26 protein-coding genes are annotated in these 24,634 nt (G+C 70.2%); 18 read left to right on the top strand and 8 right to left on the bottom strand.

The genetic code is table 11. The features are described 5' to 3' along the window. Nucleotides 1-21 precede the first annotated feature (21 nt). From MKL09_RS15825 to MKL09_RS15815, 3 genes are all read right to left on the bottom strand, one after another. Entirely contained in the window at nt 22-951 is a 930-nt protein-coding gene (locus tag MKL09_RS15825) for a DUF5597 domain-containing protein (RefSeq protein ID WP_244021589.1), read from the bottom strand. 702 nt (nt 952-1,653) lie between these two features. After that, nucleotides 1,654-2,289 (bottom strand): 2-dehydro-3-deoxy-6-phosphogalactonate aldolase, encoded by a 636-nt coding sequence (locus MKL09_RS15820; RefSeq protein ID WP_244021587.1) that lies wholly within the window; start codon nt 2,287-2,289, stop codon nt 1,654-1,656. Then, nucleotides 2,286-3,164, bottom strand: coding sequence for a 2-dehydro-3-deoxygalactonokinase (locus tag MKL09_RS15815; RefSeq protein ID WP_244021585.1), 879 nt, complete (start codon nt 3,162-3,164; stop codon nt 2,286-2,288). The genes MKL09_RS15820 and MKL09_RS15815 overlap by 4 nt, the downstream gene beginning before the upstream one ends. A 241-nt stretch (nt 3,165-3,405) precedes the next feature. Between MKL09_RS15815 and MKL09_RS15810 the strand changes: the two genes are divergently transcribed. The 12 genes from MKL09_RS15810 (at nt 3,406) to MKL09_RS15755 (ending at nt 15,420) form a co-directional block, all read left to right on the top strand. Then, nucleotides 3,406-4,164, top strand: coding sequence for an ABC transporter ATP-binding protein (locus MKL09_RS15810; protein ID WP_244021583.1), 759 nt, complete (start codon nt 3,406-3,408; stop codon nt 4,162-4,164). Further along, nucleotides 4,157-4,900, top strand: a complete 744-nt coding sequence (locus MKL09_RS15805) for an ABC transporter ATP-binding protein (protein WP_244021581.1) — start codon at nt 4,157-4,159, stop codon at nt 4,898-4,900. The genes MKL09_RS15810 and MKL09_RS15805 overlap by 8 nt, the downstream gene beginning before the upstream one ends. Before the next feature lie 90 nt (nt 4,901-4,990). Beyond that, the gene (locus MKL09_RS15800) at nt 4,991-6,208 is read left to right on the top strand and encodes an ABC transporter substrate-binding protein (protein WP_244021579.1); all 1,218 of its coding nucleotides are present in this window, start codon (nt 4,991-4,993) and stop codon (nt 6,206-6,208) included. A 42-nt stretch (nt 6,209-6,250) separates the two neighbouring features. Next, a complete protein-coding gene (locus MKL09_RS15795) occupies nt 6,251-7,138 on the top strand; it encodes a branched-chain amino acid ABC transporter permease (protein ID WP_244021577.1) in 888 nt (295 codons plus the stop codon). Between the two features lie 23 nt (nt 7,139-7,161). Next, nucleotides 7,162-8,148 carry a branched-chain amino acid ABC transporter permease gene (locus MKL09_RS15790; protein ID WP_244021569.1) on the top strand — a complete coding sequence of 329 codons (987 nt, stop codon included), beginning with the start codon at nt 7,162-7,164 and terminating at the stop codon, nt 8,146-8,148. Nucleotides 8,149-8,238: 90 nt separating this feature from the next. After that, nucleotides 8,239-8,592 carry a hypothetical protein gene (locus MKL09_RS15785; protein WP_244021567.1) on the top strand — a complete coding sequence of 118 codons (354 nt, stop codon included), beginning with the start codon at nt 8,239-8,241 and terminating at the stop codon, nt 8,590-8,592. A 59-nt stretch (nt 8,593-8,651) separates the two neighbouring features. Then, the gene (mutL, locus tag MKL09_RS15780; RefSeq protein WP_244021565.1) at nt 8,652-10,610 is read left to right on the top strand and encodes a DNA mismatch repair endonuclease MutL; all 1,959 of its coding nucleotides are present in this window, start codon (nt 8,652-8,654) and stop codon (nt 10,608-10,610) included. A gap of 36 nt (nt 10,611-10,646) precedes the next feature. Beyond that, nucleotides 10,647-11,852: an acyl-CoA dehydrogenase family protein gene (locus tag MKL09_RS15775; RefSeq protein WP_244021562.1), complete on the top strand. Its 1,206-nt coding sequence runs from the start codon at nt 10,647-10,649 to the stop codon at nt 11,850-11,852. 271 nt (nt 11,853-12,123) lie between these two features. Next, entirely contained in the window at nt 12,124-13,302 is a 1,179-nt protein-coding gene (locus tag MKL09_RS15770; protein WP_244021560.1) for an acetyl-CoA C-acyltransferase family protein, read from the top strand. Nucleotide 13,303: 1 nt separating this feature from the next. Continuing rightward, nucleotides 13,304-14,071, top strand: a complete 768-nt coding sequence (locus MKL09_RS15765; RefSeq protein ID WP_244021558.1) for an SDR family NAD(P)-dependent oxidoreductase — start codon at nt 13,304-13,306, stop codon at nt 14,069-14,071. 3 nt (nt 14,072-14,074) lie between these two features. Then, a complete protein-coding gene (locus MKL09_RS15760; RefSeq protein WP_244021556.1) occupies nt 14,075-15,085 on the top strand; it encodes a phosphotransferase family protein in 1,011 nt (336 codons plus the stop codon). A 2-nt stretch (nt 15,086-15,087) separates the two neighbouring features. Then, entirely contained in the window at nt 15,088-15,420 is a 333-nt protein-coding gene (locus MKL09_RS15755; protein ID WP_244021555.1) for a DUF6285 domain-containing protein, read from the top strand. A 123-nt stretch (nt 15,421-15,543) separates the two neighbouring features. On the opposite strand, the gene MKL09_RS15750 is transcribed toward MKL09_RS15755, so the two are convergent. Continuing rightward, nucleotides 15,544-17,208 (bottom strand): AMP-binding protein, encoded by a 1,665-nt coding sequence (locus tag MKL09_RS15750; protein WP_244021554.1) that lies wholly within the window; start codon nt 17,206-17,208, stop codon nt 15,544-15,546. 254 nt (nt 17,209-17,462) lie between these two features. On the opposite strand from MKL09_RS15750, the gene MKL09_RS15745 reads away from it, so the two are divergent. The 4 genes from MKL09_RS15745 to MKL09_RS15730 all read left to right on the top strand — a co-directional run bounded on the left by MKL09_RS15745 (nt 17,463) and on the right by MKL09_RS15730 (nt 20,208). Next, nucleotides 17,463-18,002: a phasin family protein gene (locus MKL09_RS15745; protein WP_244021552.1), complete on the top strand. Its 540-nt coding sequence runs from the start codon at nt 17,463-17,465 to the stop codon at nt 18,000-18,002. After that, entirely contained in the window at nt 17,999-18,937 is a 939-nt protein-coding gene (locus MKL09_RS15740) for an alpha/beta fold hydrolase (protein WP_244021550.1), read from the top strand. The genes MKL09_RS15745 and MKL09_RS15740 overlap by 4 nt, the downstream gene beginning before the upstream one ends. A gap of 385 nt (nt 18,938-19,322) precedes the next feature. Further along, nucleotides 19,323-19,775 (top strand): helix-turn-helix domain-containing protein, encoded by a 453-nt coding sequence (locus MKL09_RS15735; RefSeq protein WP_244021548.1) that lies wholly within the window; start codon nt 19,323-19,325, stop codon nt 19,773-19,775. 79 nt (nt 19,776-19,854) lie between these two features. After that, nucleotides 19,855-20,208: a cupin domain-containing protein gene (locus MKL09_RS15730; RefSeq protein ID WP_244021723.1), complete on the top strand. Its 354-nt coding sequence runs from the start codon at nt 19,855-19,857 to the stop codon at nt 20,206-20,208. A 7-nt stretch (nt 20,209-20,215) separates the two neighbouring features. On the opposite strand, the gene rsmD is transcribed toward MKL09_RS15730, so the two are convergent. The 4 genes from rsmD to MKL09_RS15710 form a co-directional block, all read right to left on the bottom strand. After that, nucleotides 20,216-20,773 (bottom strand): 16S rRNA (guanine(966)-N(2))-methyltransferase RsmD, encoded by a 558-nt coding sequence (gene rsmD, locus MKL09_RS15725; protein ID WP_244021546.1) that lies wholly within the window; start codon nt 20,771-20,773, stop codon nt 20,216-20,218. Further along, entirely contained in the window at nt 20,770-22,635 is a 1,866-nt protein-coding gene (locus tag MKL09_RS15720; protein WP_244021545.1) for a pseudouridine synthase, read from the bottom strand. The genes rsmD and MKL09_RS15720 overlap by 4 nt, the downstream gene beginning before the upstream one ends. 144 nt (nt 22,636-22,779) lie before the next feature. Continuing rightward, nucleotides 22,780-22,956 (bottom strand): DUF1328 domain-containing protein, encoded by a 177-nt coding sequence (locus MKL09_RS15715; RefSeq protein WP_244021544.1) that lies wholly within the window; start codon nt 22,954-22,956, stop codon nt 22,780-22,782. A 77-nt stretch (nt 22,957-23,033) separates the two neighbouring features. Next, entirely contained in the window at nt 23,034-23,225 is a 192-nt protein-coding gene (locus MKL09_RS15710) for a CsbD family protein (protein WP_244021543.1), read from the bottom strand. A gap of 149 nt (nt 23,226-23,374) precedes the next feature. Between MKL09_RS15710 and MKL09_RS15705 the strand changes: the two genes are divergently transcribed. Continuing rightward, a complete protein-coding gene (locus MKL09_RS15705; protein WP_409566935.1) occupies nt 23,375-23,863 on the top strand; it encodes a nucleoside deaminase in 489 nt (162 codons plus the stop codon). Nucleotides 23,864-23,921: 58 nt separating this feature from the next. Continuing rightward, nucleotides 23,922-24,626 carry an SDR family NAD(P)-dependent oxidoreductase gene (locus tag MKL09_RS15700; protein WP_244021542.1) on the top strand — a complete coding sequence of 235 codons (705 nt, stop codon included), beginning with the start codon at nt 23,922-23,924 and terminating at the stop codon, nt 24,624-24,626. Nucleotides 24,627-24,634 lie beyond the last annotated feature (8 nt).

The raw sequence follows: 24,634 nt of genomic DNA, 5'->3' as shown, positions 1-24,634 counted from the left end.
ATCCGGGCGCGATGCGCCGGGTCAGCGATTCGCCAGCACGGTCACCATCATGGACCGGCCTTCGGGGGGCAGGACCAGCCCGAAGGCGGTCTCGTCGCCGTTGAGCAGGCGCTCGCGCACCCAGCGACCGCTCTCGAAATGGCCCTCTTCGACCGTGACCAGCTCGATCGCGCCCGGCTGGCCGAGCTTGGGTGCGAAGATGACATTGGCCGAGGCGCCGGTGACGAGGAAGCGGTCGGGCGCCGCGCGCGCCACGATCACCCGGCCCGACAGATCGGGATTCCCCTGGCCGCGCTTGCCGCCATAGACGTCCTTCACCTCGCCGAAGCGGGCGACGAAATCGACCCCGTCGAACGCCCCGGGCACGTTGGCGAGGCCGTCCTCCTCGATCGCGACGCGTACCTGACCGGCATCACGCAGCGGCAGGAGGAAGGGGGCGATGCCGTCGAGCAGGCGATAATCCACCGCGATCGGCTCTTCCGCGGGCCGACCGTCCTTGAGGCCGGAATCCACGCTGAGACCGAACCGGGAAATGCCGAGCGCGTGCGGCTGGGCCAGCGTCCAGAAGGCGTGGCGGGCATGGGCCATCGTCGCCCCGGTCTCCGGCACGAACAGAGGATTGCCCGGAATGTCGTAGGCCCGCGCGATTTCGATATAGGGGGCGATGTTGGTGTCGTAATTGTCGACCCCGACCACGTCGATGGCCGGCGCCAACGCGCGCCATTGCGGCAGCAGCCAGGAGACCGCGCCGCCCGACGGCGAGCTGTCGCCCGGGCGCAGGAGCCCCGGCTGCTCGCGCGGCCAGACATTGGCGTAGAGCGGGAGCGCATAGGCGCGTTTTGCAGCCTCCGCGACGGCGCCGATATACTTGGCGGTGTGGTAGGCCATGAACGCCTCCGGCGCGTCCACGCCGTAGCTCTCGCTCCAAGTTCCCGGCTTGGCGCCCGGCATGTCGGCCGGGACGGGACCGCGGAACAGCGCCTCGGCCGCCGGGGAATGGTCGCGGTCGGCGCCCAGCGTGCCCGCCTCGTTCTTCCACCTGAACCATGATGACCGTGTGCTGCGCCCCGTCCACCGCGGCCAGATGCGCCACCAGGGCAGCGAAGGCGCGCGCGTCGGCGTCGCGGCTGGCGGTTGCGATCGGGCTGAGTACGTCGATGGCGGCGCCCGTGGCGGAGACGACCCGGGGGAAGCGCCGGACATCGCGCTTCACCCAGGCCGGGGCGTAGCTCATGGTGGCGTTCTTCCAGGTGCCGAACCACAGCAGCGTCGGCCGGAGTTTCTGTACCCGCGCCTCGGCCAGCACGCCATCCACCACCAACCAGTCGAACGTGCCCTCCTCGGGCTCGATCAGCTGCCAGCTCACCGGGACCATGACCACGTTGGCATGCGTCCGGGCGATGGCCGGGCCCAGCTTCTTCAGCTCCGCCGGGAAGCCGCTGGAGTTGTTCAGCTGGATGCCGAGAGTCAGGAACGGCTGGCCGTCCACCTCCAGGGCCGGCTTGCCGGAAGCCGTCGGCACGAAGCGGCTGGTCTGGGCCTGCAGGCCGGAGGGCGCCGCAGCCGTCGCGACCGCCAGAAGGGCGCTGAAGAGACGTCGCCGACGCGCCGCCCGCCGGACCGCTGCCCCCGATGCGAACAGGCCGTGCGCGCTCATGCCGATCCCCCGATCGCCGCGATGAAGGCCGCCGCGTCCCGGGCGACGTCGGCCGCCGGCTTACCGGGACGGTAGAGGTTCGAGCCGAGCCCGAAGCCCACCGCGCCCGCCTGTCGCCAGGTGGAAACGCTGTCCGGGGTGACGCCGCCGACGGCGAGCACGCGGGCGCCGGACGGGAACACCGCCCGGTGCGCCTTGAGCGCCGCCGGTGTGGCGATATCCGCGGGGAAGAGTTTCAGGGCAGTGGCGCCGGCCGCGAGGGCGGCGAACGCCTCGCTCGGCTTCTGGTAGCCGGGCAACGACACGAGGCCGGCAGCGACGGTCGCGCGGATCACCGCCGCGTCGGTGTTGGGCGAGACGATCAGGGTCCCGCCCGCCGCCGCAACGTCCGCGACCTGGGCAGGCGTCAGGACGGTGCCCGCGCCGACCAGGGCGCGCCCGGCGAAGCGCTCGGCCAGCAGCGCGATGCTTTTCAGCGGCTCCGGCGAGTTGAGCGGCACCTCGATCAGGGTGAAGCCGGCCTCGACCAGCGCGTCGCCGATGGCCGGCGCCTCGTCGGGCGTGAGCCCGCGGAGGATCGCCACCAGGGGGCAGGCCGCGAAGGCCACTTCAAATCGATCGAGGATCGTCATGCCCGCAAACTCCAGATGGCGTGGATGCCGGCCGTCGTGGACCCGTCCGGAACCGTCACGGCGCGGCCGCCGGCTTCCGTGATCGCGACCGTGTAGAGCGCGGCCAGGGCGCCCCCGCCGAGCAGGTGGACCGGGCGGTCGCCGAGATCGGTGCGCGTCCCGACATCCGCGCCGATCATGAGCCCGCTGGCATAGGCGGCGGCGTCCGCCGGGGTCAGCCGGTCGAGCAGCACGCCGGCCCGGACCTCGAATAGGGCGGCCGCGAGGTTGCACGCCTCGCGCCCGCGGCGGAGCCCATCCCTGAAGGCGGCACCGTCCGCCACCGGGCCGTCCAGCATGCCCGCCAGGATGCCGTGGGTGCGGACCAGGGCGAAGAGTTCACCGGTCATGACGGTGGCGAAATCCGTGATCGCGCCGTCCACCGTCTCGATCCACTTATTGTGCGTGCCGGGCTGGCAGAACAGGGCCGTCGGCGATGCCGCGCCGGTTCTGATCGCGCCGAGAACCTGGACCTCCTCGCCGCGCATCACGTCGGGACGCGGGCCGGTCCTGAGCGCGACCCCGGGGATGATCCGGACGTCGGGCGCAACTGCGAGGCTCGCACCCGCGAGAGCCTGCAGCGTGGCGGGCGCATCGATGTAGGGGGCTTCCCGCCAGCCGCGGGTGGATCCGACCATGCCGGCCGCGACGACCGTCCGCGCGCCGAAGCGGTCCCGCAGCCTCGCGATCGCGTCGGGATACTCGGCGGGGCTCAGCGCGAGGACACCGCGATCGTCCTGCAGGGTGTCGACCACGTCGCCGTCCGCGGTCATCGCGTACGCGCGCCGGTTGGTGGTCCCCCAGTCGACGGCGATATAGGCCGCTCGGCCGACCATGCGCGCCCCTCCCTGTTCGTCATTTGTCTGAGTTATAGGGCCTTGGCAACGGGTCGAGCAAGGGCCGCCGGGACAAGAAGCCGGGATTGGACTCCGCGGATCAGACGTCTGATCCCAGGCCAGGAACCATCAGCATATCATGAGCCGGGGATTGTCCCGTCGCGCCGAGCGTTTGCGATGGACTGTTCACGGCCGGATCGGCGATATGGCAGGCAATAAATCATACGCGGGAGGGACGCGCTTGGCACGGGACGTGATCCTGGCGACCGATGGCTTGACGATGGAATTCAAAGGATTCCGGGCCGTCAACGGCGTCAAGCTGGAAGTCGAGCGCGGGACGATCCACGCGCTGATCGGCCCGAACGGCGCCGGCAAGACCACCTGTTTCAATCTGCTGACCAAGTTCCTCATCCCGACCGCCGGCACAATCCGGTACAAGGATCGGGACATCACCGGGATGCGGGCGGCCGACGTGGCTCGGCTCGGCCTGGTGCGCTCCTTCCAGATCTCGGCGGTGTTCCCGCACCTGACGGTAACCGAGAACGTGCGGATCGCGCTCCAGCGCCGGCTCCGAGGCGATTCGTTCGATTTCTGGCGGCCGGAGAAGGTGCTGCGGGCGCTCGACGGCGAGGCCCTGGCGCTCGTCGAGGCGGTGGGGCTGTCCGAGTTCGCCGACGTCCTCGCGGTCGAGCTGTCCTACGGCCGCAAGCGTGCGCTGGAGATCGCCACCACCCTGGCGCTGGATCCCGAGATGCTGCTCCTCGACGAGCCGATGGCCGGCATGGGCCACGAGGACGTGGATCGGACCGCCCAGCTCATCCGCCGGGTCTCGAAGGACCGGACCATCCTGATGGTCGAGCACAATCTCTCGGTGGTGGCGTCGCTGTCCGACCGCATCACCGTTCTGGCCCGCGGCCAGGTCCTGGCCGAGGGCGATTACGCCACCGTCTCGAAGGATCCGCGGGTGGTCGAGGCCTATATCGGGGCGGGACATGCTTGACACCGCCGTGAAGAATCCCGTGCCGGAAGCGGCGACGGATGCCCTGCTGACCGTGCGCGGGCTGGAGGGCTGGTACGGCGAGAGCCACGTGCTCCACGGCATCGATCTCGATGTCCGGGCCGGCGAGGTGATCACGCTGCTCGGCCGCAACGGCGCCGGCAAGACCACCACGCTCCGGGCGATCATCGGCATCCTGGGCAGGCGCGCCGGCTCGATCGTCTATGACGGCGTCGAGACCATCCGGATGGCCTCGCGCAACATCGCGCGGCTGGGCCTCGGCTACGTCCCGGAGGAGCGCGGCATCTTCGCGAGCCTCACGGTCCACGAGAACCTGATGCTGCCGCCCCGGGTGAAGCCGGGCGGGATGACGGTCGCCGAGATTCACACCCTGTTCCCGAACCTGAAGGAGCGCGCGGGCAGCCAGGGCACCAAGCTCTCGGGCGGCGAGCAGCAGATGCTCGCCATCGGCCGCATCCTGCGGACCGGCGCCAAGCTGATCCTGCTGGACGAACCCACCGAAGGTCTCGCCCCGGTGATCGTCCAGCAGATCGGCCGGACGATCCAGCAGTTGAAGTCCCAGGGCTACACCATCGTGCTGGTCGAGCAGAATTTCCGCTTCGCGCAGACCTTGGCCGACCGGCACTTCGTCATCGAGCAGGGCAGGGTGATCGACATGATCCCCAACGCCGATCTTGACGCCAATATCGACAAGCTTCACGCCTATCTCGGCGTCTGAGTCAGGCGATCAATACCAAATAAACGCCGGAGAACGGCGTCGGACACTCGGCAGGCGGGACCCGCTGCGCCGCTGGAGGATAGGAAGACCATGGTCGGACGTCTCATCGGGTCCGTGTCCCTCGCTGCCCTCGCCGGTGCCCTGATGATGGGCGGTGCGAGCGCGCAGACGAATGTGAAGATCGGCATCCTGGGCGACCGCTCCGGCGCCTATTCCGATATCAGCGGCGAAGGCTCGGTGGTCGCCGCGAAGCTGGCGGTTGAGGACTTCAAGCCGGCCGAGCACGGGCTGAAGGTCGAGATCGTCTCCGCCGACCACCAGAACAAGCCCGATGTCGGGGCCGGCATCGCGCGGCAATGGTACGACCGCGACGGCGTCGACATGATTACCGACGGCGTGACCTCCTCGGTGGCGCTGGCGATCAGCCAGGTGACCAAGGAGAAGAACAAGGTTTTCATCGATACCGGCGCCGGCACCGCCGACCTCACCGGCTCGCAATGCACGCCGAACACGATCCACTGGGTCTACGACACGGTGGCGCTCGCCAACGGCACCGGCGGCGCCATGGTCAAGCGCGGCGGCAACACCTGGTTCTTCCTCACCGCCGACTACGTGTTCGGCCAGACCCTGCAGCGCGACACCAGCGCGGTGATCGTCAAGAACGGCGGCAAGGTCATCGGTTCGGTCAAGACTCCATTCCCGACCTCGGACTTCTCCTCGTTCCTGCTCCAGGCCCAAGGGTCCGGCGCCAAGGTGATCGGGCTCGCCAATGCCGGCACCGACACGATCAATTCGATCAAGCAGGCCGGCGAGTTCGGCATCACCGAGGGCGGCCAGGCGCTCGCCGGCCTTTTGGTGTTCTCCTCGGACGTGCACTCGCTCGGGACCAAGGTCGCGCAGGGCCTCGTGCTCACCGAGCCGTTCTACTGGGACCTGAACGACCAGACCCGGGCCTTCTCGGACCGGTTTTCCAAGCAGATGAAGGGCAATTCCAAGCCCACCGCCAACCACGCCGGCGTCTATTCGGACGTGCTGCACTACCTGAAGGCGGTGACCGAGACGAAGTCCACCGCCGACGGCGCCGCCACGGTCGCCAAGATGAAGTCCATCCCCACCGACGATCCGCTGTTCGGCAAGGGCACGATCCGCGCGGACGGGCGCAAGATCCACGATATGTACCTGTTCGAGGTCAAAAAGCCCGCCGAGTCGAAGGGCGAGTGGGACCTCTACAACAAGCTCGAGACCATCCCGGGCGACCAGGTCTTCCGGCCGCTGAACGAGGGCAATTGCCCGCTGGTGAAGGGCTGACGGTGCGGGTCCGGCACGCAGGACGGCCATGAGGAGACCCCGATGTCCATGATCTTCGGCGTGCCGACCCAGGCTTTGTTCGGGCAATTGCTGCTCGGCCTGATCAACGGCTCGTTCTACGCGATCCTGTCGCTCGGGCTCGCGATCATCTTCGGGCTGTTGAACATCATCAACTTCGCCCACGGCGCGCTCTACATGATGGGCGCGTTCGTGGCCTGGATGCTGCTGACCTATGTCGGGCTCGGCTACTGGTGGGCGCTGGGCTTGGCGCCGCTGGTGGTGGGGATCTTCGGGGTCGTGCTGGAGCGGGTGCTGATCGCCCGGCTGTACAAGCTCGACCACCTCTACGGGCTGCTCCTGACCTTCGGGCTGGCGCTGATCATCCAGGGCCTGTTCCGCAACCAGTACGGCGTCTCAGGGCTCCCCTACGCGATCCCGCCGGAGCTGTCGGGCGGGCAGCGCCTGCCGTTCATGTTCCTGCCGAACTACCGGGCTTGGGTGGTGGTGGCCTCGCTCACCGTCTGCATCGCCACCTGGCTGGTGATCGAGAAGACCAAGCTCGGCGCCTATCTCCGAGCGGCCACCGAGAATCCGACCCTGGTCCAGGCCTTCGGGGTCAACGTGCCGCTGTTCCTAACCCTGACCTACGGGTTCGGCGTGGCGCTCGCCGGCTTCGCCGGCGTGCTCGCGGCGCCGATCTACTCGGTGAACCCGAATATGGGCGCCGACATCATCATCGTGGTCTTCGCCGTGGTGGTGATCGGCGGCATGGGCTCGATCATCGGCTCGGTGATCACCGGCTTCGCGCTGGGCCTGGTCGAGGGCCTGACCAAGGTGTTCTACCCGGAGGCCTCGGCCACCGTGATCTTCGTGATCATGGTGCTGGTGCTGCTCGTCAAACCCGCCGGCCTGTTCGGGCGCACGGCCTGATAGAGATCAGAGGCTCGATCCAAATGGCCGACACCGCCGCCATCGACGTCGCCCCGATCGCCGCCGCGCTGCCGACGCGCCGTGACGACAAGGCGCTGCACCGGATGATCTTCGTCGGCATCGCGCTGCTGCTGATCGCGGCGCCGATGGTGCTCTATCCCGTCTACCTGATGAAGGTTTTGTGCTTCGCGCTGTTCGCGCTCGCCTTCAACTTGTTGCTCGGCTACGGCGGCCTCCTCTCGTTCGGCCACGCCGCGTATTTCGGCATGGCGAGCTATCTCTGCGCCTACACGGCAAAGAGCCTCGGCTTCACCCCGGAACTGGCGATCCTGTCGGGCACCGCCACGGCGGCCCTGTTCGGCCTGGTGTTCGGGTCGCTCGCGATCCGGCGCCAGGGCATCTATTTCTCGATGATCACCCTGGCGCTCGCCCAGATGGCGTTCTTCTTCTCCCTGCAGGCGAAGTTCACCGGCGGCGAGGACGGCATCCAGGCGGTGCCGCGGGGCAACCTGTTCGGGGTGTTCAGCCTCGCCGACGACCGGGCGATGTACGGCCTCGTCTGCGTGGTCTTCATGGCCGGGATGCTGCTGATCTACCGGATCATCCACTCGCCGTTCGGGCAGGTGCTCAAGGCGATCCGGGACAACGAGCCCCGGGCGATCTCGCTCGGCTACCGGGCCAACCAGTACAAGCTCGCGGTGTTCGTCCTCTCGGCGACGCTGGCCGGGCTCGCGGGCTCGACCAAGGCGATCGTGTTCCAGCTCGCCTCGCTCACCGACGTCCACTGGTCGATGTCGGGCGAGGTGGTGCTGATGACCTTGGTCGGAGGCATGGGCACGGTGTTCGGGCCGATCGTCGGCGCGCTGGTGATCGTCACCATGGAGACCTACCTCGCGCAGTTCGGCGCCTGGGTGACCATCATCCAGGGCTGCGTCTTCGTGCTCTGCGTGCTGCTGTTCCGCGAGGGCATCGTCGGGCTCGTGGCCAAGCTGATCCGCAAGCCGCTCTGAAATGTCGCAGTGCGGCGCCCGACCGGCGTCGTTGACCCTTCGTTAACCAAGGCGGCTCAACCTGCAGTTCCCAGGCTGACAGGTTTGACCATGACGAAGACCCAGCCACTGAGCATCGACGATCCCGCGGTGGATTGCCCGATTCCGCCCGAAACCGTCGGCCGCCTGATCAAGGCCGACGCGGATACGGCGTCCTACATCCTCGACGGCATCCCGGAGGCGACCCGGGCGCGGCTCGCCGTCTGGCTGTACGGCCGCAGCCACACCCACGAGATCGGCGTGCGGGTGGCTGCCACCTGCGACGGGGCCACGCTGCGCCGCACCGCCGGCCTCGTCGGCAACGCCCTCTACGACGCGTCGCGCCGGCCCTACAAGGCGCCGAGCCACGGCGCCCGGCCGGCGGGCAACCGCGTCAGCCTCGGCGGCTCGGGCAGTCGCGCCTGAGCGCCGCGGTGGCATGAGGCTCTAGGAGCGCCGCGGCCCCCGGGCTATCGTGGCCCCCGATGTCCGTCCCCCATCCCGTCATCCGCCGCCTGGACCCGATCCTCGTCGACCGCATCGCCGCGGGCGAGGTGGTGGAGCGTCCGGCCTCGGCCGTGAAGGAGCTGGTCGAGAACGCCATCGATGCCGGCGCCCGCACCATCGACGTGGTGGTGGAGAATGGCGGCCGCCGGCTGATCCGGGTGGTCGACGACGGCCGCGGCATGAGCCCGGAGGATCTGGCGCTGTGCGTCGAGCGCCACGCCACCTCGAAGCTGCCGGGCGGCGACCTCTCGGCCATCGACACGCTGGGCTTCCGCGGCGAGGCTTTGCCTTCGATCGGCGCCGTATCGCGGCTCGCCATCACCACCCGTCCCGAGGGCGCGGAAGCCGGGGCGAGCCTCATCGTCGAGGCCGGCCTCAAAGGTCCGGTCCGCCCGGCCCCGGCCCAGCGCGGCACCCGGATCGAGGTGACCGAGCTGTTCGCCGCGACGCCGGCCCGGCTGAAGTTCCTGAAGTCCGACCGTGCCGAGAATTCCGCCATCGCCGAGACCCTGCGGCGGCTCGCCGTGGCCCAGCCCGGGATCCGCTTCACCCTGAAGGCGGATGCCGGCCAGCCGCTGCTCCTGCCCGCCGAAACCGGGCCGGAAGCGGAACTGCGTCGCCTGACCGCGGTGCTCGGGCCAGATTTCGCCGCCAACGCCCTGCCGGTATCGCTCATCCGCGAGAGCTTCTGGGTCACCGGCCATGTCGGCCTGCCGACCTATCACCGGGGAGCGGCCGGCTACATCCATCTCGTGGTCAACGGCCGCCCGGTACGCGACCGGCTGCTGCTCGGCGCGGTCCGCGGGGCCTATGCCGATACCCTGGCCTCCGACCGTCACCCCGTGCTCGGGCTCGCCATCGCCTGCGATCCCGACCACGTCGACGTCAACGTCCACCCGGCCAAGACCGAGGTGCGCTTCCGCGAGCCCGGCCTGGTGCGGGCGCTGGTGGTGAGCGCGATCCACGACGCCCTGCGCCGGGGCGGCGCCCGCTCGGCCACCACCGGCGCCAGCCGGACCCTCGACGCCCTGCGCCCCGCCGGCCCTGCGCTGGCCACCCATACCGGTGCCGCCGCGCCGAGCCTGTTCCGGTCGGCCCGGCCGAGCTTCTTCCCGGCGGGCACGCCGTCCGTGGCGGCCCCCGCGGGCTATCGCCGGCCGGAGGGTTGGCGACCGGCCCCTGAATTGACGGAGGAGGCGCCGGAACCGGTCTTCGGTGAGGGGCAGGGCTTCGGCGAGGCCGCTCAGGCCCTGTTCGAGCGGCCAGTGGATCACGCGGCTCCGCCCCAGGCGGATGTCCGCCCGATGGCCGAGGCGGCCGAGGCCGTCGACCACCCGCTCGGCGCGGCCCGCGCCCAGATCCACGAGACCTACATCCTGGCCCAGACGAAGGATGGCCTGGTGATCGTCGACCAGCACGCCGCCCACGAGCGCCTGGTCTATGAGCGCATGAAGGCGGAGCGGGCCCGCGGCGGCATCGCCCGCCAGGGCCTGCTGATCCCGGACGTGGTCGAGATGAGCCCGGACGCGGCCGAGCGCCTGGTCGCCGCCGCCCCGGATCTCGACCGGCTCGGTCTCACCATCGAGGCTTTCGGCACCGGCGCCGTGCTGGTGCGCGAGGTGCCGGCGGCCCTGATCGGCGCCTCGATCCGCGACCTCGTCACCGACATCCTCGACGCGCTGGAAGCAAGCGGCGACGAGGAGGGCGGCGCACCCGCCACCGAGGGCGGCCCACTGGGCCGGCGCCTTGACGCGGTGCTCTCGCGCATGAGCTGCCACGGCTCGGTCCGCGCCGGACGGCGCCTACGTCCGGAGGAGATGAACGCCCTGCTCCGCGAGATGGAGGCGACGCCCAATTCCGGCCAGTGCAACCACGGCCGCCCGACCTCGATCGAGCTGAAGCTCTCCGACATCGAGCGGCTGTTCGGCCGCCGATAACGTCCCTTACACCGCGCCCTGCCGGAGCCCGCGACCATGGATTTCACCATCTCCCGCCGCGTCGAGGATTACCGCGCGCGGATCGCGGCGTTCGTTGAGGCGCATATCCTGCCGGTGGAGGCGGACCGGTCGGCCTATGACGCGCACGGCAATATCGGCCTGGCCGAGCTGGCGCGGCTGCGCGGGCTCGCCCAGGCGGAGGGCCTGTGGTGCCTCCAGCTCAAGCCCGAGACCGGCGGGGCCGGGCTCGACAAGGTCGGCATGGCGGTCTGCTACGAGGCGATGAACCGCTCGATCTTCGGGCCGGTGGTGTTCAATTCCGCCGCCCCCGACGACGGCAACATGATGGTGCTGGAGAAGGTCGCGACCCCGGCCCAGAAAGAGCGCTGGCTCGCCCCGATCGTGCGCGGCGGGGTCCGCTCCGCCTTCGCCATGACCGAGCCGCATCCCGGCGGCGGCTCCGATCCCGGCATGATCCAGACCCGGGCCGAGCGGCGGGGCGACACCTACGTGGTCACCGGCCGCAAATGGTACATCACCGGGGCCGAGGAGGCCGCCCACTTCATCCTGATGGCGCGTACCTCCGACGATGCCCGCAAGGGGCTGACCGCCTTCCTGTTCCACAAGGACCAGCCCGGCTGGGAGATCCTGCGCCGGATCCCGATCATGGGTCCGGAGGAGCATGGCGGCCATTGCGAATTGCTGTTCGACGGGCTGGAGATCCCGGCCGAGAACGTGCTGATGAACGAGGGTGACGGCCTGAAGCTGACCCAGATCCGCCTCGGCCCGGCGCGGCTGACCCATTGCATGCGCTGGCTCGGCCTGTCGAAGCGCTGCGTCGAGATCGCCCGGGCCTATGCGGGCGAGCGCCACGGCTTCGGCATCCGGCTCGCCGACCGCGAGAGCATCCAGCTGATGCTCGGCGACCTCGCCATGCGGATCGAGATCGGCCGGCTTTTGGTGATGAAGGCCGCCTGGGCGCTCGACCAGGGGAGCTTCGCCCGCAAGGAGGTCTCGATGGCCAAGGTCCACGTCGCCAACCTGGTCCACGCGGCGGCCGACATCGCGATCCAGATCAACGGCGCTCGGGGCTATTCCACCGACACGCCGTTGGAGTGGATCTACCGCTACGCCCGCCAGGCCCGGCTGGTGGACGGGGCCGACGAAGTCCACAAGATGGTGCTCAATCGCAATCTCGAAACCGAGGGCGATTCGTTTTGGACTTGGGGTGTCGAGGCGTGACCGGCGTGGTTTCATCCGTGACGTGAACCTCCAACCCACCCCCTCATCCTGAGGTGCGCCCGCGCAGCGGATGCCTCGAAGGAGGCCTCCAGGGATCGCGGCGGGCTGGAAGGCTCCTTCGAGGCCCAGCGATCTTCGATCGCCGGGCACCTCAGGATGAGGGCGCTGGTGGGATGACCGTTTGTCTGCTCATCCGGCCGTGACGAATAAAAATCGGCAATGGGAACGCCTTGATCGGCGGTTAGCCGACGATAGGAAAGGTCCAAAACAAATGACCGATGTCGTGATCACCGGTGCGGTTCGCACCGCGATCGGCACCTTCGGGGGCTCGCTCGCCGCGATCCCGCCGGCCGAGCTGGCGGCGAAATGCGTCGCGGAGGCGTTGAAGCGCTCCGGGACCGCCCCTGAGGCGGTCGGCCATGTCGTGCTCGGCCACGTCATCCCGACGGAGCCGCGGGACGCCTACATCGCCCGGGTCGCGGCGATCGAGGGCGGGGTGCCTGAGGCGGTGCCGGCGCTCACGGTCAACCGGCTGTGCGGTAGCGGCCTGCAGGCGATCGTCTCGGCCGCGCAGGCGATCATGCTCGGTGATGCCGAAGTTGCGGTCGCCGGCGGCGCCGAGAGCATGAGCCGCTCGCCGCACCTGCTGAAGACCGGCCGCTTCGGCCAGCGCATGGGCGACGCCGCCCTGGTCGACTACATGGTGGGCGTGCTCAACGACCCGTTCGGCCACGGCCATATGGGCGTCACGGCCGAGAACGTCGCCGAGCGCTACGGCATCTCCCGGGCCATGCAGGATGATTTCGCCGCCGAGAGCCAGGCCCGCGCCGCAACGGCGATCCGCGAGGGGCGGTTCCGCGATCAGATCCTAGCCGTCGAGGTCCAGCGCAAGCGCGAGACCGTGGCGTTCGACACCGACGAGCACCCGAAGGCGACCAGCGCCGAGGATCTCGCCAAGCTCCGTCCGGCCTTCTCCAAGACCGGCAGCGTCACCGCCGGCAACGCGTCCGGCCTCAACGACGGTGCCGCGATCGTGGTGCTGGCGAGCGCTGCCGCGGCCGAGCGCGACGGGTCGCGGCCGCTCGCCCGGATCGTCGGCTACGCCCATGCCGGGGTCGACCCGTCCGAGATGGGCATGGGGCCGGTCCCGGCGGTGCAGCGCCTTCTGCAACGGACCGGCCTGCGCGCCGCCGATTTCAACGTGATCGAATCCAACGAGGCCTTCGCGGCTCAGGCCTGCGCGGTCTCCCGCGCCCTCGACCTCGACCCCGCCAAGGTCAACGTGAACGGCGGCGCCATAGCGCTCGGGCATCCGCTCGGGGCCACGGGGGCGATCGTCACCGTGAAGGCGCTCTACGAGCTGGCCCGGGTCAACGGCCGCTACGGGCTCGTCACCATGTGCATCGGCGGCGGACAGGGCATCGCCATGGCGATCGAGCGGCTGCACTGAGATGGCGGCTTTGTTCGATCTCACCAGCCGGCACGTGCTGGTCACCGGCGCCTCGAGCGGCCTCGGCCGCCACTTCGCCGGAACGCTGGCCAAGGCCGGCGCCCGCCTCTCGCTCTGCGCTCGCCGCGCCGACGCGCTCGCCGAGACCGTCACCCGTGTCGAACAGGGCGGCGGCGAGGCGCACGCCATCGTCATGGACGTGACCGATGCCGCGAGCGTCGAGCGGGCGCTCGACGCCGCCGAGGCGCGGTTCGGCCCCGTTTCGGTGCTGGTCAACAACGCCGGCGTCACCGCCACGAAGCCGGCCCTCGACCTGGACGAGGCCGACTGGGACTTCGTGCTCGACACGAATCTCAAGGGCGTCTGGCTGGTGGCGCAGGCGACCGGGCGGCGCATGGTCCGGCACGGGGCGGGCGGCAGCATCGTCAACATCGCCTCGATCCTCGGCCTGCGCGTCACCGGCGGGCTCGCGGCCTACGCCGCGTCGAAGGCCGGGGTGGTGCAGCTGACCAAGAGCTTGGCGCTGGAATGGGCCCGCCACGGGATCCGGGTGAACGCGCTCGCGCCCGGCTACATCGCCACCGAGCTGAACGACGCGTTCTTCGACTCCGAGCCCGGCAAGGCGCTGATCAAGCGCGTGCCGCAGCGGCGGCTCGGCGAAGCGTCCGAGCTTGACGGGCCGCTGCTGTTGCTCGCCTCCGAGGCCGGCTCGTACATGACCGGCAGCGTCGTCGCGGTCGATGGCGGCCACCTCGTGTCGGGGCTCTAGCCGATGGACCAGACACGGCTGCGCGACTGGATCGCCGGGCTTCTCGGCAGTCCGGATCTCGCCATCGAGGAGATCCGCCCGCTGGGCGGCGGCTCGATCCAGGAGAACCGGCTGGTCCGCTGCCGGATCGGCGACACCACCCGGGCCTTCGTGCTGCGCATGGACGCGGCTGCGACCATCGCGTCGAGCCGGTCCCGGGCGGAGGAGTTCGGCATCCTCGAAGCGGTCTGGCGGGCGGGGGTACGGGTGCCGGAGCCGGTCGGCTTCTGCGCCGACCCTTCCGTCGTCGGCGCGCCCTTCGCGCTGATGGGCCTGGTCGAGGGCGTCGGCCTCGGGCCGCGCATCGCCAAGGATCTGTCCCTCGGCGGCGACCGGGAGCGTCTGGCCCAGACGCTCGGCCGCGAGCTCGCCCGGATCCACGCCGCCCTCGATCCGCGCGAGCTGCCGTCTGCGCTCGCCTTCCTCGGGGAGCCCGAGGCGCAGCCGGCGCTGGCCGAGATCGCCCGCCTGCGCGCAAGCCTCGACGGGATCGGCGCCCAGCGCCCAGCGATCGAGTGGGGGCTGCGCTGGGGCGAGGTCCGGGCGCCGGACTGCCCGGCACCGACTCTGGTGCACCGAGATTTCCGCACCGGCAACTACATGGTGAATGAATCCGGGCTGACCGCGATCCTCGATTGGGAATTCGCCGGCTGGGGCGATCCCGCGCAGGATCTCGGCTGGTTCTGCGCCGCGTGCTGGCGCTTCGGCCGGCCGGATCTCGAGGCTGGCGGCATCGGCACCCGGGCGGCGTTCTACCGGGGCTACACGGAGGAGGGCGGACGGGCGGTCGATCCGGCGCGCGTCGCCTATTGGGAGGTGCTGGCGCATCTGCGCTGGGCGGTGATCGCCCTGGAGCAGGGCGCCCGCCACGTCTCGGGCCGGGAATTCTCCCTGGAGCTGGCGCTGACCGGCCGGATGGTGCCGGAACTCGAACGCACGATCCTGCGGGCCACCGCCCCGGAGCACTGGAGCTGAGCATGCAGGACGAACCCTCCGGCGCCGCGCTCCTCGACGCCGCCCGCCGGGCGCTGACGGACGAAGTCGTCCCCGGCCTCACCGGACGGCCGCGCTACGTCGCCCTGATGGTCGCCAACGCCATCGGCATCGCCGCCCGCGAGATCGCGCAGGCGGATCGGCTGAGGGAGACCGGCGCGCGGGTGCTCGCCGGTGCCGGCGATGACGCGTTGGACGATCTGGTCCGGGCAATCCGAACCGGCGCGCGCGATGCCGATCCGGAGCTGCACGCCGCCCTCACCGCTGCCGCCGAGGCCGCCGCCGACATCTGGAAGCCGTCGAAGCCCGGAGCGTGAGGGTCAAACCCGGGGACATTCAACGCGCCCCCTTATCCTGAGGCGGCGCAGCGAAGCGAAGCCCTCGAAGGAGCACGCTGGCGCGGGCTCCTCAGGATCAGGGCGAGGGTCGGGCAGGTTGCGTCAGATGGAATTGGACAGCCCCCGGGCCTGCTCGCGCAGGACGAATTTCTGGATCTTGCCGGTCGAGGTCTTGGGCAGAGGGCCGAACACCACCGTCTTGGGCACCTTGAACCGGGCCATCCGCTCCCGGCAGAAATCGATCAGGTCCCGGTCGGTGGGGGCGGACGCGCCGGGCTTCATCTCCAAGAACGCGCAGGGGCTCTCGCCCCAGGTAGCGTCGGGCCGGGCAACCACGGCTGCCAGCATCACCGCGGGATGGCGCATCAGCACCTCCTCGACCTCCAGGCTGGAGATGTTCTCGCCGCCCGAGATGATGATGTCCTTGGCCCGGTCCTTGATCTCCACGGCGCCGTCGGGGTGCCAGACCGCGAGGTCGCCGGTGTGGTACCAGCCGCCGGCGAGCGCCTGCGCCGTGGCGTCGGGATTGCCGAGATAGCCCTTCATCACGGTGTTGCCGCGCAGGCAGATCTCGCCGACCGTGATGCCGTCCTGCGGCACCGGTCGGTCGCTGGCCGCATCGACCACGACGACGCCCTCGACGGTCGCGAGCGCCACGCCCTGGCGCGCCATCCGGGCGTAGCGGTCCTCCTCCGGCAGGTCGGCCCAGTCGGGCTGCTCCAGACAGACGGTGGCCGGGCCGTAGCTCTCAGTGGCGCCGTAGAGATGCGTCACCTGAAAGCCGAGCTTCTCCATGGTGCGGATGATGGTCGAGGACGGCGCGGCGCCGCCGACCGCACAGCGCACGCGCTGCCGGAACGGCACGCGGTCCGACGCCGGCGCGTGGGCGATCATCGAGAGCACGATCGGCGCGCCGCACAAGTGGGTCACGCCATGCTCGGCGATCAGCCGGAAGATCGCCGCCGGCTCGACCTTGCGCAGGCAGATCTGGGTCGCGCAGGCCGCCACGCTCGCCCAGGGGTAGGACCAGCCGCTGCAATGGAATATCGGCAGCGTCCAGAGATAGGCGCTCTCGCCGGTGAGGCCGAAGGTGACCGCGTTGCCGAGCGCCTGCAGGTAGGCGCCGCGATGGCTGTAGACGGCGCCCTTCGGGTCGCCGGTCGTGCCGGAGGTGTAGAGCAGGCAGAGCGACTGCCACTCGTCCACAGGGCCGGCCCAGGCGTAGTCCGGGTCGCCCTCGTCCAGCAGGGACTCGTAGGGGATCGCGCCGGCGATGCCGGTGGCACCGATCTCCACCACCAGGATCACTTGGGCTCGGTCGGCCAGCGCCTTGGCGGCCAGTTCGCCGTATTCGGCTTCGACGAACAAAATCCGGGCGCCGCCATGGTCGAGGGAGAACGCGATGGTCGCGGGATCGAGGCGGGTGTTCAGCGGGTTCAGCACGCCGCCGAGCATCGGCACGGCGAAATGCGCCTCGATCATCTCGGCGACGTTCGGCGCCAGGATCGCCACCGTATCGAGGTGCCCGATTCCCCGCCGCGCGAGCCCGGAGGCGAGGCGGCGGCAACGGCGGTACAGGTCGGCGTAGGTCAGGCGCCGCGCCCCGTCGATGATGGCGACCCGCGCGCCCACGGAAGCCGCCGCCCGGGCCAGCAAGCTCACCGGCGTCAGCGGCACGTAATTCGCCGGCGTCCGGTCGAGCCCGGTCTCGAACGGGTGGCGGTGGGACTCCCGAGAGCCCGCTCGGGGCGGATTCGTCTCCGTCATGGTTCTGCCTTTTGACCGGGCGGTTGGCGTGGCGCGCGCTCAACGTCGAGATGACGTCGTGTCCGTCCGGACTGTCAATCGGCGCGCCGGTTACAAGTGGAACCGGTCATCACACTGCTCCGAGCGCACGGAAGCCTGATGGAGCGATCAAATGGTCTGTCACGCCGGGGTGGTTGACGACGGTCCCGCCCTGGCGGATGCCGGTCGTGCGGTCCATTGAGGCGTCTAGGACGGGCGTCACGCGGGAGAGGCTTGTGAAGAACGACAACCTGCCGACGGTCCCACCCCAGGCCGGGCGCGACATTGCCGAGGGCAGCCTGGCGCGGGTCCGGGAGGCCTACGAGCATTTCGCCGAAGCCGGCGAGATGGCGCTCAACGCCTTCGAGACCTCGATGGCGCAGAGCTTCGAGGGCTGGCGCTCGGTGATGGGATCGAGTCGCGAGACGGCACACCAGCTTTCGGACAGCAACGTCGCGGGCGCGCGCAAGACGCGCGAGCAATGGGAGGCTGCCGGCGCGCGGCTCTACAACGCGTTCGAGGACAATGCCGGACACACCCTGGCGGCGATGCGGGAGATCGGCCACCGCATGCTGGTCGCGTCGGATACCAACGTCCGCGCCTCGCTGGACTTCGCCGAGCGCCTCGCCAAGGCCGCGGACGCCCGCGAAGTGGCGGCTTTGCACGTCACGTTCATGCAGGAGCAGTCGCGCCGCCTCACCGATCAGATGGTCGATCTCCACCAGACCACCAGCCGCCTCGCCCGCGAAGCTGCCGCCCGTACGGAGACGCCGTGACCGCGCTCACCGCCGAGCCGGTCGCGGCATCCGAGACGATGCCGCGCCTGGACGATCTCAGCCGCGCCGACGTGCCATTTCGGACCGGACATTTCGCGGCCTACGCGCCGCACGATTTCCACCGCATCGCCTATGTCGAATGGGGCGAGCCGGACAGCCCGCACGTGGTCGTGTGCGTCCACGGCCTGAGCCGGCAGGGTCGCGATTTCGATCCGCTGGGCTACAAGCTGGCCAAGATGGGCTACCGGGTCGTGTGCCCGGACCTGCCCGGGCGGGGCTTGAGCGGGTGGTTGAAGGATCCGGAATTCTACGCCCTGCCTCAATACGCCGCCGACATGGCGGCGCTGATCGGGCACCTGCGGGTCAAGGGTAAGATCGACTGGGTCGGCACGTCGCTCGGCGGACTCACCGGCATGGTGCTGGCGGCCTCGGACAACACGCCGATCCGCCGCATGGTCATCAACGATGTCGGGCCGTTCCTGCCCTGGGCGCCGATCCGCCATATCGGGACGCGGCTGCGCGATGCGCCACGGCTCCACCACAACCTGGCCTCGGGCGAATCACGCCTGCGGACCGTCCTGGCGGCCTTCGGACCGCTGACGGACGAGCAGTGGCGCCACATCGCCAAACACAGTTTCTTTCCCGAGCCCCACGGCGGCTGGCGCCCCCACCACGACCCGGCCATCGGCGACGCGTTCCGGCCCGGCCGGGTCTACAGCGTCAGCATGTGGCGTGAATGGGACGCGATTACCTGTCCGGTCCTGCTGCTGCGCGGCCAGAACTCGGAATTGCTTCTCGCTTCGACGGCGGATGAGATGACCCGCCGCGGCCCGCCCGTCGAGCGGGTCGAGATCCCGGATTGCGGTCACGCGCCGGCTCTGCTGGACGAGACTCAACTTCGCATCGTCACGGACTGGCTCGGCCCGGCGGCTTGACCGGCAAGACCCTGCGCCGACCGAACCTTGGGCTCTTCGCTGCCGATCAGTTTAAAAATTACCAAATCACTTGGGCCATAGGCAATCCCGCGCGCGCGATCATTGCCGGAAAGTCCCGGTCTGCGTAGCCGGTATCCGTAGAATTGATCGGTCGTGATTCTCTGTGTCGATCGCCTCGGCGTAACTGCGAAACCGAGGCGGCTATGCTCGTGCTGCATGATCCTGCAAGCGTGACCATTCGTTGCACACTCGGCTGCACTGTGGCACTAACATGCGTCACGTCTGGACCTTGGCCGCGTGATGTTGCACCTGTTGGTTGTGAGCTGCGGCCAGGGTCCGCACGACCACGCCCGCCGCAACCTAAACGAAGCTCGGACCCACGATCATGTCCAACCCGACCCCCAAGCCGAAGCAGACCACGGCCATCGATCACGGGGTCGGCAGCCGCATCGCCTTCCTGCGAGCGGCGAACGGGCTGAGCCAGTCCGCGCTGGCAAGCGCGCTGGGCGTCAGCTTCCAGCAGGTTCAGAAGTACGAGACCGGCAAGAACCGCGTCGGGGCCGGGCGCCTCCAGGCGATTGCCGAGCGCCTCGGCGTGCCGGTGTCGAGCTTCTTCGAGCCCGAGCCGGAAGCCGCGACCGAGAACGGCCCGGCGCTGCTCCGGGTGGCCGGGGCCGTGGAACTCCTGCGCGCCTACAATCATATCGCCGACGACCAGATGCGCCGGGATGTCATCGCGCTGGTGAAATCCGCCGCCCGGATCGGCAACGCGAGCGTGTCTGCGGATAGCGTTCTGCAGCGGGCTACTGCGACCAACGGCGCCGCGCCGTCGGCCTGAAGCAGCCAACGGTCGTGGCGGTTGACCGGCCGCGCTATGCGGCGCACGTCCCTTCGTGATCCTGATTCGGGAGACGGGGATGACCGCCTTACACGTCTCCAACCTCTTCGCGGATCTTGCCCTTGACGCGCGCGAAGAGGTCGTCACGGTCCTGCTTTCGGCGCCCGGTTTACGAGTCGAGCGCATCGTCTCGACCGGTCAGGCGAGCCCGCCGGGCTTCTATGACGACCAGCCCCATGCCGAATGGGTGGCGGTGCTGACGGGATCCGCCGCACTGCGTTTCGCCGACGAGGCGGAACCGCGCAGGCTCTCGGCGGGCGATACCGTCCTGATCGAGCCCCATCGCCGGCACCGCGTCGAGGAGACCGATTCGCCGACGATCTGGCTGGCGATCCATTTCGGGCCGGAGCTCGGGTCGGGCACTGGCCCGTGAGGTGCGGTCAGGCGGCGAAGCGTGCCACGGCCACGGCGGTGTCGCCGTAGACACGGCGCTCCAGCGCGGTGAAGCCCTCGGGCCATGCGAGCTGCACGTCCTCGGCTTCTTCGACGACGACCAGGGCCCCGGGGGTGAGCCACGCCCCGCCGGCCGCGCTCGCGAGCGCCTGGGGCGCCAGTCCGCGATGGTACGGCGGATCGCAGAAGACCAGCGAGAACGGGGCCGTGGTGCCGGCCGGCCCGAGCCGGGTCGCGTCACGCCGGAACAGCCGGGTCACGCCCTCGGCGCCGAAGGCCTCGATGTTCGACCGAATCACCGCACGGGCCTCGGCGCCCTCGTCGACCAGGAGGGCGTAGGCCGCGCCACGCGACAGCGCCTCGAAACCCAGCGCACCGGTGCCGGCGAACAGGTCGAGCACCCGCGTGCCGACGACGGCTTCGTCGTAGGCATGCGTCAGCACGTTGAACAGGGATTCGCGAAGCCTGTCCGAGGTCGGTCGGATCGCGTCGGTGCGCGGCGTCGCCAGCTTGCGGCCGCGCCACGCACCGCCGACGATTCTCATCGGCCTCCGCGCGGCGGACGCCCGCCACCGCCGCCACCGGGTCTTGCGCCGCCGCCGGGCTTGCCGCCCCCCTTGAAGCCGCCCGGACGCCCACCGGGCTTGGCGCCCGGACCCTTGCCGGCATAGCCGCCGGGGGCCTTGCCACCGAAGCCGCCGGAACTCTTGCCGGCAAAGCCACCCGGCTTGCCGCCGGGGCGCCCGCCGCCCCCGGGCTTGGGGCCGCCGAAGGCCGGCTTGCCGCCGGGCCCGGATCGCTCACTCCGGAAGCCGCCGCCACCGCGCGGGGCGCCCTCGGCCGACCCGCCCCCGTACGGCCGATCGCTGCGTCCGGCCGGCCGGCCGTCACGGCGGTCGTCCCGTCGGGCCTCGTCCCGCTGACCGGGTGCGCCCCGGGCCGAATCGCGCGGTCCCGAGCGATCCCCGTACCCGGGACGGTCGCCCTGGCCCCTGTCGCCCCGCGGCGCCGGTCCGCGGCTGTCCCAGCCGGCGCGATCCGGACGACCCGGCGCAGAGCGCTGCCCGCCCTCGGGCGCGCCGCGATCGGCGTAGCGACGCCGCGGCTTCTCCTCCTGGACCGGCTCGACCGGGCTCGCGGACAGGCGCTCGACCACGACCCGGCGATCGCCTTTCTGGAACGACCCGACCCGCTCATGGCCGCGCTCGGCCGCGGCCGCCTGCGAGGCCCGCGGATCGGTACCCCGGCGCGGGACGCGAGCGGCCCGCGGCTTGCCGGAGTCCTCGTCGGCCCGCCAGGCCGACTTGCGCGGGCCGGACCCGGCCCCGCCGGTGGAGACACGGGGTGCCGGCGCGGGCCGCGCGGCGTTGCGGCCGGCGGACGGCGCCCGCTCGACATGTTTCTCGGCCTTTTTGGGGCTGCCGAAGGCGCCGATCGGCTCGCGCACCGGGCTCTCGAAATCGACCCCGGCCTGCTCGGCCAGGGCCTTGCCGAGCTGGTCCTTGAGGACGCGCATGCGCACCTCCTCGACCAGGCCGACCTCGAGATCGCCGAGCTGGAACGGACCGAAGGACAGCCGGATCAGCCGGTTCACCGACAGGCCGAGATGCTCGAGGATGCGCTTGACCTCGCGGTTCTTGCCCTCGCGCAGCCCCAGCGTCAGCCAGAGATTGTCGCCCTGGACCCGGTCCAGGGTCGCCTCGACCGGGCCGTATTCCATCCCGTCGATGGTCACGCCCTTGGCCAGCGTGTCGAGCTGGGCCTGATCGGTGTCGCCATGGGCGCGGACGCGGTAGCGGCGCAGCCAGCCGGTATCGGGATGCGCGATCACCTTGGCGAGGCCGCCATCGTTGGTGAGCAGCAGCAGACCTTCGGTGTTGATGTCGAGCCGGCCGACCGCCACCACCCGGGGCAGGTCCTCGGGCAGGACCTCGAACACCGTCTGGCGGCCTTCGGGGTCGCGCGCCGTGGTGACGAGGCCGCGCGGCTTGTGGAAGATCCACAGCCGGCTGCGCTCACGGGCCGGCATGCGCTCGCCATCGATCACGATCGTGTCGTCGTCCGTGACGTTGCGCGCCGGCGAGGTCAGCGTCTCGCCGTTGACGCTCACGCGCCCGGCCAGGATCATCGCCTCGGCGTCACGGCGCGAGGCGATGCCGGCCCGGGCCATCGCTTTGGCGATGCGCTCGCCCGGCGGGGTCGGCGCGTCGGCGGCCACCTCGGCGGCGGGCTCCGAAGCCGCGGTATTTTCATGCGGGTTCGGCTCGGACGTCGAGGACGGCCCGTCAGGCTTCGTCTCGGATTCGCTGCCCGCATCCGTCGTGGGCTTCCAACGCTCGGTACGCGTGGTCTCTGTGTCCGGCTGGGCAGGAGCCCCCGGGACATCGTCTTTCGGCAAGTCGCTCATGCGCCGGCCTTATCAGAGCCGGCCCGGACAGGCGAGACGGGTTGAGCCTCCGAGGTCTCGCCGTGGCAAAGGAATCGATGCCGGCCAAACAAAACGGGGCGGCCCCGCTGGACCGCCCCGGATCACCCGCCGTTTTGCAGGTGCTCAGAGTCTTGGGGATCGCCCGCGCATCACGCCGAACACGGCGGAGACCAGGAACAGGGCGATCGCCACGAAGAAGATGATCTTGGCCGCCTCGACGGCCGTGCCGGCGATGCCGCCGAAGCCCAGGAGCGCCGCCACGAGGGCGACGACGAGAAACGTGATAGCCCAACCGATCATGACAACCTCGCGACGTTCAGTCGGTTCAGGACCGGAACCCGCCGGAGGCGGATCCCGATCCGGTCACATCCGGTATCTCAGAGCTTGTCGGTGGCCGACTTCACGGCGCTCTTCGCGTCGCCCACGGTGCCCTGGGCCTTGCCCTTGAGCTCCTGCGCCGCGCCGTCGGCCTTGAGCTTGTCATTGTTGGTCACGTCGCCGATGCCCTGCTTGGCCTTGCCGAGGGCCTCGTTGGCGGCGCCCTTGATCTTGTCGGTGGTGCTGCTCATGGCGTTTCCTTCCGTCCAATCTCTCGCGGCGGCGCCGCAATCGTTATGGCAACGGTGACGATGAGAGGAATGTTCCAGGCATTAACATTGACCTGGATCGGGTTCCGGCGCCGGTCGGTGCCTGTCCCGGCGATGGGGTGATAAACACCGTGGCGGTCGATCCGATCCCAGACGCGGAGCAAGAAACCGCGAGCGCCTCCGGGCCGTTCGACCACGCCTTCGCGGCCGCGCGGGCAGCGGCCCGAGCCGGCGAGGTGCCGGTCGGCGCGATCGTGGTCCGGAACGGCGCGGTTCTGGCAGTGGCCCACAACCGGCCGCGGGCGCTGCACGACCCGACCGCCCATGCCGAGATCCTGGCGATCCGCGCCGCCTGCGCCGCCATCGGCGACGAGCGGCTGACCGGTTGCGATCTCTACGTCACCCTCGAACCCTGCCCGATGTGCGCCGGCGCGATCGCGTTCGCCCGGATCCGGCGACTCTATTTCGGCGCCCCCGATCCCAAGGGCGGCGGCGTCGAGCATGGCCCGCGGGTGTTCAACCAGCCGACCTGCCACCATGCGCCGGAGGTCTATGGCGGCTTCCGCGAGACCGAGGCGGCCGAACTGCTTCGCGCATTCTTCGCAGAACGGCGCGATTGAGGGCTTGAACCCGCGCGGCTTCGGGGCATCCTCGCAGGATCGAACGGAGCGTCCGCCCATGACACCGACCTATTCGCGCGCGTTGATCGTCGGCGCAGGCTCCGGCCTGAGTGCCTCGCTCGCCCGGCTCCTGGCGGCGGACGGCCTGAAGGTCGGGCTGGCCGCCCGCAACGTCGAGAAGCTCTCCGCTCTCGCGGCCGAGACCGGGGCCGCCGTCCATGCCTGCGACGCGAGCGACCCGAATGAGGTCGAGGCCCTGTTCGCCCGCCTGGAGCCGGCGCTCGGCGGCTCGCCAGACGTGGTGATCTACAACGCCAGCGGCCGGCTGCGCGGGCCTGTGGTCGATCTCGATCCGCAGGCGGTCGCGCAGAGCCTGATGGTGTCCGCCTATGGCGGCTTCCTGGTGGCACAGGCGGCGGCGCGCCGGATGCTGCCGCACCGGCACGGCGCGATCCTGCTCACCGGCGCCTCGGCGAGCGTGAAGGGATTCGCCGGCTCGGCGCCCTTCGCCATGGGGAAGTTCGCCCTGCGGGGTCTCGGCCAGAGCCTCGCCCGCGAATTGCAGCCGCAGGGCATCCACGTCGCCCACGTGGTGATCGACGGCGCCATCCGGAATCTGGCCCGAGGCGGCGAGCCGCCGGACGCCCCGGACAGCCACCTCGACCCGGACGCCATCGCCCGCGCCTATCGCGACCTGCTGCGGCAGGATCGCAGCGCCTGGACGTCGGAACTGGAGCTGCGGCCCTGGGTCGAACGCTTCTGAAGCGTGCT

Origin of the sequence: Methylobacterium sp. J-048 (genome assembly GCF_022829515.1) — a bacterium.
Taxonomy (GTDB): domain Bacteria; phylum Pseudomonadota; class Alphaproteobacteria; order Rhizobiales; family Beijerinckiaceae; genus Methylobacterium.
The sequence above is the reverse complement of the archived record's forward strand: the minus strand, read 5'-3'. Positions and strand labels throughout refer to the sequence as shown.